This is a genomic window from Sorangium sp. So ce327 (assembly GCF_051530205.1).
Taxonomy (GTDB): Bacteria; Myxococcota_A; Polyangia; order Polyangiales; family Polyangiaceae; genus Sorangium; species Sorangium cellulosum_B.
Map to the genome: position 1 here is coordinate 7,578,990 of NZ_CP150330.1, position 12,580 is coordinate 7,591,569.

6 protein-coding genes are annotated in these 12,580 nt (G+C 70.7%); 4 read left to right on the forward strand and 2 right to left on the reverse strand.

The annotated features are described in order from the left end of the window. Positions 1-227: 227 nt before the first annotated feature. Positions 228-1,409, reverse strand: a complete 1,182-nt coding sequence (locus tag WME95_RS28385; RefSeq protein WP_437902477.1) for a mechanosensitive ion channel family protein — start codon at positions 1,407-1,409, stop codon at positions 228-230. A gap of 418 nt (positions 1,410-1,827) precedes the next feature. On the opposite strand from WME95_RS28385, the gene WME95_RS28390 reads away from it, so the two are divergent. From WME95_RS28390 to WME95_RS28405, 4 genes are all read left to right on the forward strand, one after another. Next, positions 1,828-2,424 carry a hypothetical protein gene (locus WME95_RS28390; RefSeq protein ID WP_437902478.1) on the forward strand — a complete coding sequence of 199 codons (597 nt, stop codon included), beginning with the start codon at positions 1,828-1,830 and terminating at the stop codon, positions 2,422-2,424. Between the two features lie 532 nt (positions 2,425-2,956). After that, positions 2,957-7,987 (forward strand): HAMP domain-containing protein, encoded by a 5,031-nt coding sequence (locus WME95_RS28395; RefSeq protein WP_437902479.1) that lies wholly within the window; start codon positions 2,957-2,959, stop codon positions 7,985-7,987. A gap of 384 nt (positions 7,988-8,371) precedes the next feature. Beyond that, on the forward strand, positions 8,372-8,779 hold the full coding sequence (locus WME95_RS28400) for a hypothetical protein (RefSeq protein ID WP_437902480.1): 408 nt from the start codon (positions 8,372-8,374) through the stop codon (positions 8,777-8,779). A gap of 184 nt (positions 8,780-8,963) precedes the next feature. Then, positions 8,964-10,868 (forward strand): serine/threonine-protein kinase, encoded by a 1,905-nt coding sequence (locus WME95_RS28405; protein ID WP_437902481.1) that lies wholly within the window; start codon positions 8,964-8,966, stop codon positions 10,866-10,868. Positions 10,869-11,057: 189 nt separating this feature from the next. Here WME95_RS28405 and WME95_RS28410 read toward each other — a convergent pair whose 3' ends face one another. Then, on the reverse strand, positions 11,058-12,176 hold the full coding sequence (locus WME95_RS28410) for a phospholipase D-like domain-containing protein (RefSeq protein ID WP_437902482.1): 1,119 nt from the start codon (positions 12,174-12,176) through the stop codon (positions 11,058-11,060). Positions 12,177-12,580 lie beyond the last annotated feature (404 nt).

Consider the following 12,580-nt stretch of genomic DNA (forward strand, 5'->3'; position numbering starts at 1 on the left):
GGGGGGCGGCGCGCGGAGCCATTCCTGGCGATCAGGCAGGGCGCGACTGGCCTGAAGGGCTATTCCGCGGCGCTGGTCGTCATCGCGTCGTCATCGCGTCGGAGCGCCTGCGGCAGGGCCTGGACCGGCCTCCGACACTCCCGAGGCGCGCAGCGGATGCGCCGGGCTCATCGCACGTCGCCTGAATGCCGCGGTGTGGCGTTCCGCTACATGGTGGGCGCCCACCGTCACGGCGCCACATCGGGCAGCCTGTCGCCCGCTCCAGCCCGGCGCGCGCGGCCCGAGGCCGGACCACGACCCTCTGCCGCTTCCGAGAGAGAGGCGCTCCGGGTCAAACGCTCCTGCGGCAGGTACGCGCCGCCCTCCTGCTCCTGGACCCAGCGGAGCATCTCCTCGCGAAGCCAGCACCGCAGATCGAACAGCTGCCCAGGATCGCGCGCCGAGACGAGCAAACGCACCTCGATCGTGCGCTCTGTCACCTTCGTGACCTGAACGGCCTTCGCGCGCTCGTCCCAGAGCTCGCTGCTCGGGAGGATCGACTCGAAATGCCGCCGCAGGGCGTCCACCGGGGTCCGGTAATCCACGTAGATCTCGACGGTGCCCAGCTTCTCCGCCCCGTGCTTCGTCCAGTTCTGAAACGACTGGTCCAGGAGCCTCGCCGTCGGGACGATGAGCCGCCGCTCGTCCCAGATCTTCACGACCACGTGGGTCAGCCGGATCTCCTCGATCGTCCCGAACTCGCCGTCCACCACGACCTTGTCGCCGAGGTCGATGGGGCGGGTGAACAGGATGTGGAGGCCCGACAGGATCGCGCCGACCGGCTTCTGCGCCGCGAGGCCGAGCACGACGCCCGCGATGCCGGCCGACGCCAGCAACGAGACGCCGACGTTCCTCACCGCCTCGAAGTTCAGGAGCACGAGCGCGCTCGCCACGATCACGATGAGCACCCGCGCGACCCGCTCGAGCACGCGCGCCTGGGTGCGGAGCCCGCGGGACGACTCGCTCCCCTCCTCCAGGTGACGCAGGGCGCGCGCGTCCAGCACCTCCGTGAGGATCCCCACGATGCGCAGTAGGAGCCACGCCACCCCGCCGATGAACAGCGCCGAGAGGAGCGCCCGCAGATCGGTCACGAGGCCCTGGCCGAGCGGCGTGAGCTTGGCGAGGCCCGCTGTCAGGACGACCCCGAGACAAAGGGTCACGGGGCCGATTGCCGCGTCGAGTGTCTTTTCGTCCCACGGCGTCGCGGTCCGTCGCGCGACGATCAGACCGGCGCGCCGGAAGACGCTCGCGGCGATCCGAGCGAGCCCGAAGCCGACCGGAACGCTCGCCGCGACGATCACCCACGGCCACACGCCATCCCCCGGGATCCCCAGCCGGGCGCCGAGCGATTCAAAGTTCGAGTTCTGCATGCGTCCACTCCTTCACCAGCGCACCAGCGCACCAGCGCCGCGCGCGCCTCCGTGGCCTGGAGCCCCAGGGACACGGGCCTCCCCGCCGCGCTCTGGAGAGCGGCGGAGAGGGCTGTGACCGGGCGAGGCGCGCCGGGCTCATCTATCGTGTGTGCGGCGTCCCCACGGCACAGGGCGTGCCGCCGAACCCTCCCCCGCGTGTCCAGCCAGATCCCCGCCGCTCGCCGACAAGAGATCGCGAGGACGGATGGAGGCAGGCACGCCCCGTTGGGGCGATCCGCGCCAGCGTCGCTCGACCCCGCCGGGTGCGTGCGACCGACCCGAGCGGCGCGGCATGCGGCGTGCAGACGCAAGCGGAGGTGCAGCGGAGCCGACGGGGCGTCGAGATCGGCTGACGAGACGCGGCAAAGGATCGTTTATGTCAGAGCGCAGAAGCCAGGTCGATGATTTCACTCGGCTCACCGAGGAGGATTTCACGCGGCTCACGCAGGAGACCGAGCGGCTCGCGAAGCACGTCGAGGATCTCCGGCACCGGATCGCCGCGACGACCGCGAAGCGGCGCGCGTCCTCCGGCACGCTCCCTGCGCAGAGCGCCGCACCGTTCGCACCGCCGCACGGGTCCCCCTCGGAGCGGACGCACAGCGCGACCCCGGAGCGGCCGTGCGACGCCGCCGCGGAGCGGCCGTACGACACCGCCGTGGAGCGGCCGGTTGACGGGCCACCGGAGCGGCCGCATGACGCCGCCGAAGAGCGGCCGCACGACGCGGCTTCGGAGCGGCCGCTGCGCGGAGCGACGGAGAGGCCGCCCCCCCGTCACTCTCCCTTTCCCGAGCGCACCTCGTGCCTCGCGAACGTGTCGCGATGGCTGCCGCCGCTCAGGACCGCGAGAGATGCCATGGAGTCGGGCGTCCATGAGAGGGTGGGCGAGGCAGGGCGTTACAGCATCATCACGCCGCGCAACAAGCCGAGCGATCTCCCGACGAGGCGCCGCTCGCCCAAATCCGACGTGGCCTGAGGCGCCGGCTCGGAGGGCCGCCGCGCCGGCGCAGCGGCCCCTTCCCGCGGTGTCCCGCCGCGGTTTCAGGCGCGCGCTCGGCCGACCGCGCGCCGCGGACACGCGCGCCTTGCGCGCCGCACGCGCGCGCTGCGTGCTGCGCGTGGCGCGAAGCTTGCCCGGCTGAGCGCCTGCTAGTAAGACGAGCCCATGCTGCTGCGCGGTGGGAGCAGAAGCGCATGGCCGACGTGCCATGAAGCCTGAACCCGAGGGGACCCCGACGGCCGCCTCGCGGCCTTTCAGCGAGGGCCCCGCTCCTCGGCGGCGGGGAGCGTCGCGCGGAGCCCCAGCGCAGCCTCGACCGATGAGACCGCCGTGCAGGCGAGAGGGCCTGTCCTCCTGCCGTCCTCTCGCGCGGCGCCCTGGGATCGCGCCGGGGCACGGGGTCCGACGGCCTCCAGCCCCCCTGGGCCCCTCCGCGCCCGGGGGGCGCGCTCATTTTCCTTGGTGACCGATCGGTCCTGTCCGCAGGCGGGACCAGGAGAACAGCGGCATGGAGCAGCGAAGCGACCTCGACAAGGCGGCCCGCAAGGCGAAAGCCGGCAATGGCAAGAGCAAGAAGGCCGCGTCCGGGGATGGGCTGCAGCACGGCGCCGCGCGCGCGAGGAAGGCCCGCCCGGCCGAGCGCCCCCAGGCCGCCGCGCCGATCGAGAGCGACGAGCTCGACCGGCGGACGCTGCTGATGTCGCTGACGGGCCTGAAGAAGGGCGATTTCTCGGTGCGGCTGCCCGTCCACTGGCTCGGGCTCGACGGGAAGATCGCCGATACGTTCAACGATGTCGTCGAGCGCAACGAGAAGCTCGCGAAGGAGCTCGCCCGCCTGAGCCGCGCGGTGGGCAAGGAGGGCAAGCTCTCCCAGCGCGCCTTCATCGGCGAGGTGAGCGGCGCCTGGGCCGACGAGATCGCGTGCATCAACGCGCTGATCGGCGATCTCGTCCACCCCACCGCCGAGACGGCGCGCGTCATCGGCGCCGTGGCCAAGGGCGATCTCTCGCAGACCATGGCCCTCGAGGTGGACGGCAGGCCGCTCGACGGCGAGTTCCTCCGGACCGCCAAGACCGTCAACACGATGGTCGAGCAGCTCGGCTCCTTCGCCTCCGAGGTCATCCGCGTCGCCCGCGAGGTCGGCACCGAGGGCAAGCTCGGCGGGCAGGCCGACGTCCGCGGCGTCGCCGGCAGCTGGAAGGACCTCACCGACTCCGTCAACTCGATGGCCGGCAACCTCACCTCCCAGGTGCGCAACATCGCCGCCGTCACCACCGCCGTCGCCACGGGCGATCTCTCGAAGAAGATCACCGTCGACGTGAAGGGCGAGATCCTCGAGCTCAAGGACACCATCAACACGATGGTCGATCAGCTCCGCTCCTTCGCCTCCGAGGTCACCCGCGTCGCCCGCGAGGTCGGCACCGAGGGCAAGCTCGGCGGGCAGGCCGACGTCCGCGGCGTCGCAGGCACCTGGAAGGACCTCACCGACTCCGTCAACTCGATGGCCGGCAACCTCACCTCCCAGGTGCGCAACATCGCCGCCGTCACGACCGCCGTCGCCAACGGCGATCTCTCGAAGAAGATCACCGTCGACGTCAAGGGCGAGATCCTCGAGCTCAAGAACACCATCAACACGATGGTCGACCAGCTCAACTCCTTCGCCTCCGAGGTCACCCGCGTCGCCCGCGAGGTCGGCACCGAGGGCAAGCTCGGCGGGCAGGCCGACGTCCGCGGCGTCGCAGGCACCTGGAAGGACCTCACCGACTCCGTCAACTCGATGGCGTCGAACCTCACGGCCCAGGTGCGCAACATCGCGACCGTCACCACCGCCGTCGCCAAGGGCGATCTCTCGAAGAAGATCACCGTCGACGTCAAGGGCGAGATCCTCGAGCTCAAGAACACCATCAACACGATGGTCGATCAGCTCAACTCCTTCGCCTCCGAGGTCACCCGCGTCGCCCGCGAGGTCGGCACGGAGGGCAAGCTCGGCGGGCAGGCCGACGTCCGCGGCGTCGCAGGCACCTGGAAGGACCTCACCGACTCTGTCAACTCGATGGCCGGCAATCTCACCTCCCAGGTGCGCAACATCGCCGCCGTCACCACCGCCGTCGCCAACGGCGATCTCTCCGAGAAGATCACGGTCGACGTGAAAGGCGAGATCCTGGAGCTCAAGAACACCATCAACACGATGGTCGATCAGCTCCGCTCCTTCGCCTCCGAGGTCACCCGCGTCGCCCGCGAGGTCGGCACCGAGGGCAAGCTCGGCGGGCAGGCCGACGTCCGCGGCGTCGCAGGCACCTGGAAGGACCTCACCGACAACGTGAACTCGATGGCCGGCAACCTGACGAACCAGGTGCGCGGCATCGCCAAGGTCGTGACCGCTGTCGCCAACGGCGATCTCAAGCGCAAGCTGGTCGTCGACGCCAAGGGGGAGATCGCCGCGCTCGCGGACACGATCAACGGCATGATCGAGACGCTCGCGACGTTCGCGGATCAGGTGACGACGGTGGCGCGCGAGGTCGGCGTCGAGGGCAAGCTCGGCGGGCAGGCGAGCGTGCCCGGCGCGGCCGGCACGTGGAAGGACCTCACCGACAACGTGAACCAGCTCGCGGCGAACCTCACCACGCAGGTGCGCGCGATCGCCGAGGTCGCCACCGCCGTGACCAAGGGCGATCTCACCCGGTCCATCAAGGTCGAGGCGCAGGGCGAGGTCGCCGCGCTGAAGGACAACATCAATGAGATGATCCGGAACCTCAAGGACACGACGCTGAAGAACAGCGAGACGGACTGGCTCAAGAGCAACCTCGCCAAGTTCTCGCGCATGCTCCAGGGGCAGAAGGATCTGCTCACCGTCGGCCGGAGGATCCTGTCCGAGCTCGCCACCGTCGTCACGGCGCAGCAGGGCGTCTTTTACATCATGGATGCCTCCCGCGAGGAGCCCGTCCTGAAGCTGCTCGCGAGCTACGCGTTCAAGGAGCGCAAGCACGTCGACAACCAGTTCAAGCTGGGCGAGGGGCTCGTCGGGCAGTGCGCGCTCGAGAAGGAGAAGATCCTCCTCGTCAACGCGCCCCACGACTACATCACGATCACGAGCGGCCTCGGCGACGCGCCCCCGGTCAACATCATCGTGATGCCCGTGCTCTTCGAGGGGCAGGTGAAGGCCGTCATCGAGCTCGCGTCGCTCGAGCGCTTCAGCCCGACCCACCAGGCGTTCCTCGACCAGCTCACCGAGTCGATCGGCATCGTGCTCAACACGATCGAGGCCAACATGCGCACCGAGGACCTGCTCAAGCAGTCCCAGTCGCTGGCGCGCGAGCTCCAGAGCCAGCAGGAGGAGCTCCAGGAGACGAACGCCGCGCTCGGCGAGAAGGCGCGGCTCCTCGCGGAGCAGAACGTGGAGGTCGAGCGGAAGAACCACGAGGTCGAGCAGGCCCGCCAGGCCCTGGAGGAGAAGGCGCGCCAGCTCGCCCTCACCTCCAAGTACAAGTCGGAGTTCATGGCGAACATGTCCCATGAGCTCAGGACCCCGCTGAACAGCCTCCTCATCCTGTCGGACCAGCTCTCCAGGAACAACGACCAGAACCTCACGGCGAGGCAGGTCGAGTACGCGAAGACGATCCACGCGTCAGGCACCGATCTCCTGGGGCTCATCAACGACATCCTCGATCTCACGAAGATCGAGTCGGGCACCGTCGTCGTCGACGTCGGAGAGATCAGCTTCACGGACCTCTCGGACTACGTGCGTCGCACGTTCCGGCACGTCGCCGAGGCCAAGAAGCTCGATTTCGAGCTCTCCTTCTCGTCGACGCTGCCGACGTCGATGTTCACCGACGCGAAGCGGCTGCAGCAGGTGCTCAAGAACCTGCTCTCCAACGCCTTCAAGTTCACCGAGCGCGGCAAGGTGGTCCTGGAGGTGACAGTGGCCCGCAGCGGCTGGAGCCGTGAGAACGAAGTGCTCAGCCGGTCCGATGTGGTGATCGCGCTCTCCGTCCATGACACAGGGATCGGGATCGCCCCGGACAAGCAGCAGATCGTCTTCGAGGCGTTCCAGCAGGCGGACGGCAGCACGAGCCGCAAGTACGGCGGCACAGGGCTCGGGCTCGCGATCAGCCGGGAGATCGCGGGGATGCTCGGCGGCGATCTCACGCTGGTCAGCGCGCCGGGCCGCGGCAGCACGTTCACGCTCTACTTGCCGCGCACCTTCCGGCCCGTGCGGGCGGCGCGGCGGCAGCCGACTCACGTCCTCGACGCGCCGCCGTCCATCGATGATGCCGTCCACAGCAGCCGGCCGTCGGATCGCACGTCCGCGAGCGCGGACGTCCAGATCATCGACGACAGCGAGAACGTCCGCCCCGGCGACCGCGCGATCCTGATCGTGGAGAACGACACCGTGTTCGCCCGCTTCCTCGTGGATGTCGCGCGGGAGCACGGCTTCAAGGCGGTCGTCGCGCTCCGCAGCGCGACCGCGCTCTCGCTGGTGCGAGAGATCCAGCCCGCGGCGATCACGCTGGACATCAACATGCCCGACGTCGACGGGTGGCGCGTGCTCGACTGCCTGAAGCGCGACCTCTCGGCTCGGCACATCCCGGTCCAGGTGATCACGACAGAGACGGAGGAGGAGCGGAGCCGCGCGCGGCGGATGGGCGCGGTGGGCCTGCTCAACAAGCCGCTCAGCAGCAGGACGGCGCTCGACGAGGCGTTCGCGCGGCTCGCCGGGCTGATCGGCTCGCCGCGGCGCCGGCTGCTCGTGGTCGCGCCGGACGAGGCCTCCTTCGCCCCGGTGACCGAGCTGCTCGGGGACGAGGAGGTCACGGTCGCCAGCGCGACGACGGCCCAGGAGGCGCTCGAAGCGCTCGATCGCGAGGCGTTCGACGCGATCGTGATCGACCTGCGCCTGCCGGACATGCCCGGCCTCGAGCTCATCGAGCGCCTCGATCGCGCAGGGCGCTTCGCCGATCTCACGGCCATCGTGGTCGCGCCGGCCGGCGTCGCCGGGGACGACGAGGCGCAGCTCTCCCGGCTGGCGCAGAAGCTGCCCGTGAAGCATGTCCAGTCGAGAGAGCGCCTGCTCGACGAGGTTACGCTCGCGCTGCACCGCCGGGTCTCGGATCTGCCGGAGCCGGCGCGGCTCATCGTGGAGCAGCTCCACGAGTCGGCCGCCGCGCTCTCCGGCAAGTGTGCGCTGATCGTCGACGACGATTTCCGCAACATCTATGCGCTGAAGACCGTCCTCGAGAGCTACGGGATGAGCACCCTCACCGCCGACACGGGGAAGGCCGCCATCGAGCGCCTGGCGAGCACGAGCGGCATCGACGTCGTGCTCATGGACATCATGATGCCGGAGATGGACGGATACGACACGATCCGCGCAATCCGCAAACAGCCGGCATTCCAGACGCTGCCGATCATCGCCGTCACGGCGAGGGCGATGAAAGGCGACCGGGAGAAGTGCCTGGAGGCGGGCGCGACCGACTACACCTCGAAGCCGGTCGACACGGAGCAGCTGCTGGCGCAGCTCCGCATCTGGCTGCATCGCTGAGCTCGCTTCATCTCCCGTCACCGCCGCTCTCCACACAACACCCGCGATCCCCCCCGAGCACGCCCGGCGGTTTCGTCTGCGCTGCAACGACGCCTCAGTGTGGCGCACCTGCGCAAGCTCTTGCGCGGCACACGGGCGATCGACTGCGCAGAGTACCGAGCATTTCCCGCATTTTCCTTTGGCATGCTGCCTGCTGTCGCCTGCTGTGACGATGTGGGTTTCCAGAATACAGGCAGGGCGCGCGCGAGAGGACGTTCATCGGGAAAGGAGCTGTAGGTGAGGCCAAAGCTGGTGACCGGTCTCGTCAGGACACGGTCGGACGCCGAAAGGTCGGTTGAGCGCGTGATGAGCTGTGGATACACGCGTGACGCCATCAGCCTTGTCATGAGCGATGCGGGGTCCGACCAGCGCGCCGTGGACGGAACCGCCGGCGCGGCGGCGGACGTCGGCGGGGCGGCGGGGGCAGCCTCGACTTCGCTCGTGGTGCTCGGCGCGAGCGTGGCGTTCCCTGACCTGGGGCTCGTGGCGGCGGGGCCCATCGAGGCCGCGCTCGCCGGAGCTGGCGCGGGCGGCGCGGCCGGCGGGCTCGTCGACGCGCTCGTCAGCGCCGGCATTCCCGAGCACCGGGCGAGCATCTATGACAGCGGCCTACGACAAGGCGCGATCCTCGTGGGCGTAAATGCTTCCTCCGAGCGAGACGCAGAGATCCTGGAATTGATCCTCGAGTACGCCGGCGCCGAGGACGTCCGGAGCGAGAGCTCGCAGCGGCGCCCTTACGACAGCTTCATCTGAGCGGTCGCCGGAAGGCGGAAGGCACGTGGCAACTTGCCTCGCTGAGGCGCGCTGCCGCTGACGCGCCCGTGCAGGCGTTCAGGAGCTCCCCGAGCGGATCGCCTGGCACACGCGATGCTCCAGACTCGGCGCGTGCCGTCGCGTGGCGAGCGGCGGATGGCCGGAGCAGACGGCAGGAGAGCGCATGTCGAGCAACATGACCCAGGCGTTCGAGCACACCTCAGGGGAATGCTTCGAGGTCGACACGGTGGTGGGCGAGAAGTACCAGCTCCTCCGCAAAGCGGGAGAGGGCGCGATGGGGTCTGTCTGGGTCGCCACGAACACGGCGCTCGAGGCCAATGTGGCCATCAAGGTGCTGCGGCCGGAGATGCGCTCTCCCGCGATCGCCGAGCGCCTGCTGCGTGAGGCGCGGGCCGCGGCGAAGCTCAGCCACCCCGGGATCGTGCGTGTCTTCGATCTCGGCAAGACCGCGGGCGGCACCCCGTACATCGTGATGGAGCTCCTGGAGGGCGAGGCCCTCCGGGACGTGCTCTGCCGCGAGCGCCGGCTCGCTCCCGAGGTGGCGCTGGCGATCCTGCTGCCGGTCGCGAGCGCGATGCACGCGGCCCACGAGCGGGGCGTCGTTCACCGGGATCTCAAGCCGGACAACGTGATGCTCGCGAATCAGGGCGACGGGCGGATAAGGCCCAAGGTCGTCGATTTCGGGATCGCGAAGGTGACGTGGACCGAGCCCGAGTCCGGATCGACGGGCGCGGCCGTGATCGGGACTCCGCAGTACATGCCGCCGGAGCAGGCGCTCGGGCAAGGCCACATCGATCATCGCGCGGACATCTGGGCGCTCTGCACGATGCTGTACGAGGCGATCGCGGGCGAGACCCCGTATGCCGGGGAGCAGGGGTTCGGGACGCTGCGCGCGATCATCCAGGATCCGGTGCGCTCGCTCGTCGAGCGCTGCGGCTCGGATCCGGCGCTGTGGTCGATCATCGAGCGCGGGCTGCGCAAGGATCCGGCGGATCGCTGGGGGAGCATGCGCGAGCTGGGCAGCGCGCTCGCGACGTGGCTTGTCTCGAGGGGAGTCTCGGAGGACGTGTGCGGCGCGTCGCTCCGCGCGCAATGGCTGGACGAGCGGGCCAGCCAGATCCCGTCGCCGTCGCCGCGGCTGAACGCGGTGAGCTCCGCGCCGACGCTGCACTCGCGCCGCGCGGACGACTCCCTGGAGCTGCAGGTGCCCATGACGGCCGCGCCGAGGGCGCCGGGGGCGGCGGCTGCGGCGGGTCACGGCGCGCCGGGGGCGGTGGAGCGCAAGGGGATCGAGGAGAGCGGGGAGCGCGCGTGGTCCGAGGCGACCGCGATGGTGAATCTGCCGGGGGCGGCGTCTCCGTCGCCGCGGTCGTCGTGGCGGGAGCGCTTTCCGCTCCGCGCCGTCGCGGCGGCCGGGCTCGTGGCCCTGGCGGGAGCGGCGGTGTGGAGCGTCGCGCTGGGCACGGCGGGTCGCGCGGGCGAGTCGATGCCGGCGCCGCTGGTCCAGCCCGTGGCGATGGTCGCCGCGGCGCCGTCTCCGGCGCAGCCACCGCTCGTGGCGAGCTCCCTTCCGGACGGCGTGGCGCAGGGGAGCGCGGCGCCGCCGGTCGAACCCACGACATCGCGCCCGGCGCGCGCGGTGAAGGCCGCGGTCTCCGCGCCTCAGGCGCCGGTCGCGGCCGCCGCGCGGGCTGCGATCGCGGCGCCGGCGGCGAACGCGCCCGCCGCGACCGGGAAGCCGCCGGCGCCAGCGGCGAGCCCGCCGCCCGGCTCGTCCGGGCCCAGCGCGGGCGCGGAGGCGCCGGCCTCGTCTGCGCAGCCGGTCTCCGCCGGCTCGGCGCAGGCGCCAGGGAGCGCCGCCTGTGCGGCTGGCGGAGGCCAGGAAGGCGGGGAAGCGGCCTGCCCGCCGGCCGCCGAGGCGCCCCCGAGCGCCGTGGAGGTCTACGATGACGCCGGGGCGGCCGAGAAGGAGCAGGGCGTCCATCGTCCGGCGACCGCCGACGAGGCGCCGCCGGCCGCGGATGCCGGCGCAGCGGAGGGCTCCTCGAGCGCTCCAGCGGCGCCGTAGCGGCCCGGACGCCGGCCCGGCGGGCGGGCTAGAGCGACACGGGTTGAAACCACGAGAAAAGCAGGAAATTCACAGGGAGACGGGGAGGCGGGGAGCGAGAGACGGCAAGAGAAAGAAATCATTCTTTCTTCCTCCCCCGCCTCCTCGCCTCCCTGTGAAAATTCTCCGGGTTTCAACGTGATAGGTGTTCTAGACGCCGAGCGCCTGCAGGAACCCGCCCTCACGCTCGGCCTCGGGGAGCGCGCCCGCATGGCGAGGCTCCACCAGGTCGAGGCCGAAGCTCCACAGCGCGTTGCGCGCCTGCGCGAAGGGGCCCTGCCTGGGCAGGTTGTCGAGGCGTACAGCCTCGCTCCGCCCGAGGTCCTGCTCGAACAGGCGGGCCGCGTCCCTCACGAAGGCGGGTTGCTTGACGATGAGGTTCGCCTCGCTCACCCACCTCAGGCTCGTCGAGTTCGCGTTGAAGGTCCCCACCGTCGCCCAGTCGTCGTCGATCACCGCGAACTTCGCGTGGAGCATCGACGGGAGGAACTCGTGGATCTGGAGCCCGTTCTCCAGCCATGACGGGTACCGCGCGAGGCTCGCGTGGCGGATGGCTGGAAGGTCGGAGTCGCGCGGCACGATGATCTTCACGTCGATCCCGCGGCGCGCGGCGTCGATGAGCTCGCGCTCGAGCCCGCGCGGAGGGCAGAAGTACGCGTTCTCGATCCACACCCGCCGCCTCGCCGCGCGCACCCGCGCGAGGTGGCGCTCGTAGATGACCGCGGGCGGCGTGGGCGCGTCGGTGATGAACTCCACGTCGTCGTAGACGCCGCCCGTCCAGTAATCGAAGGAGCGCCCCGCGGCCTCGTTGGCGAGCATCCAGCGGCACTCGAACGCCCGCGCCATGTCGGTCACGCAGGGCCCCATCACCCGGCTACAGACCTCGTGCCAGCCGTCGCCGCCCTCGTCGCGCGGCAGCCACTCGTCGGCCCACGCAGCGCCGCCGACGTACCCGGCGCCGTCGATCACCACGATGCGCGAGTGCTCCCGCGGGAACAGGGCGCCCCCGCGGAGCACGGCGCCCAGCGGCCTGTAGGCGCGGGCGCGGATGCCGCGAGCCCGCATGTCCTCGAAGAACGCCGCCGGCGTCGTGTGGCTGCCGAGCGCGTCGTACAGGAGCCGGACATCCACGCCGCGCCGCGCGGCGCTCGCGAAGGCGTCGGCGAAGCGACGACCCATGAGATCGTTGCGGTAGATGTACGTGGAGATCCATATCCGCTCCCGGGCGAGCGCGATGTCATCGAGGAGCGACTCGAGCACCCATTTCATCCCGGGGAGGAGGCGCGTCGTGTGGAGAGCGCCCCCTGCCGCAGCGCGAGCGGTGCTGGAGTCCGCCCTGGAGCCTGGAAACGTCGGCGCCGAGCAGGTCATGTCGAGTCCCGAACGCCGGGCGGCTGAAGCTCGATTGCCACAGCGGCCCGCGCGCTCACCGCCGTGGCTCAAGCAGCCCGTGTGCCACATCGCCAAGGCGCGATCGCGCAGGGATGTCAGCAACAGGAGGCTCACCACGTGGCAAAGCGCCACGCTCACGGCGCCGTCCGCGGTGCGTGCGGGGCAAGCGGCCTCTCCGGCGCAGCGGCCGCCCTCGCGAGCGGGCCGCGCGTGCGCGAGCGGACCGCGCGTGCGCGAGCTGGCGCGGCACCAGTCTTGAACGGCGTGGGCGCGATGATCCC